Source organism: Falsiporphyromonas endometrii (genome assembly GCF_042654485.1).
Taxonomy (GTDB): domain Bacteria; phylum Bacteroidota; class Bacteroidia; order Bacteroidales; family Porphyromonadaceae; genus Porphyromonas; species Porphyromonas endometrii.
On record NZ_JBHSGO010000012.1, the window covers coordinates 1 to 828 of the forward strand.

2 rRNA genes and 1 pseudogene are annotated in these 828 nt (G+C 43.1%); 2 read left to right on the top strand and 1 reads right to left on the bottom strand.

What is annotated here, in order from left to right:
• Together ACFO3G_RS00925 and rrf are read left to right on the top strand one after the other, a co-directional pair.
• A 23S ribosomal RNA gene (locus ACFO3G_RS00925) occupies positions 1-129 on the top strand; the annotation flags it as partial.
• A gap of 58 nt (positions 130-187) precedes the next feature.
• Positions 188-298, top strand: a 5S ribosomal RNA gene (gene rrf, locus ACFO3G_RS00930).
• 416 nt (positions 299-714) lie between these two features.
• On the opposite strand, the pseudogene ACFO3G_RS00935 reads toward rrf, so the two are convergent.
• A pseudogene (locus ACFO3G_RS00935) lies at positions 715-828 on the bottom strand (ISAs1-like element ISPg6 family transposase); the annotation flags it as partial.

Below are 828 nucleotides of genomic sequence, written 5' to 3' on the forward strand. Positions count from 1 at the left end.
TAAGCACGAAGCCGGCCTCAAGATAAGATCTCATTAAGGGTGGTTACAGACGATGACCTTGATAGGCTACAGGTGTAAAGGCAGTAATGTCAAAGCCGAGTAGTACTAATAGCCCGAGGATTTATCCGGAGATTGATATCTAAAGTGATTATAGGATATTGCGAGATTCGTAAATAAGTTGACATATTCAGGCGGTTATAGCATTGGGGATCCACCTCTAACCATTCCGAACAGAGCAGTTAAGCCCAATAACGCCGATGGTACTTCGTAACAGTGGGAGAGTAGGTAGCCGCCGTTTTATAACCGAAGAGAGGGAGTCTTGGACAGCAGTGTCCTCGACTCCCTCTCTCTTTTTGTCTCTATGACTCCTCTTTCCTCCCAGCAGCGCCGCCCTCTCATGCCACGGCACGATAAGAAGAACTTCTATCCCTGTCACAAAACCATGACAATTACCTTTGTTGCTTTGTAAACCCGGCTTTGCCCCACTTGATTTATTCATTCCTTTAATCTCATCAATCTTATTCTCTATTTGCTTCGCATAATAGTGTTTTTAACAGAGTTCTTTTATTTGTATAAGCCTCTTTCTGAATGAAGCAACCTTGCATTGTTTCGCTCCTGGTCTTCTTTTGATTGGTTCTGTACTATTTCTTTGCATGCAGTCTTTGCAAGGGAAATCGCCTTTGTTGCTTCGATCCCGGCCCCAGGGCAACCGCATCAAATCTTTAGCAGCTTTTTGAGATAGTCCATATTTAAAGCAGCCTTAAACAACCTCTTCCGTAGGGAAAGTTTGTCTTTATACTGAGAAACAATGGCTAAAGCAAACTTTCT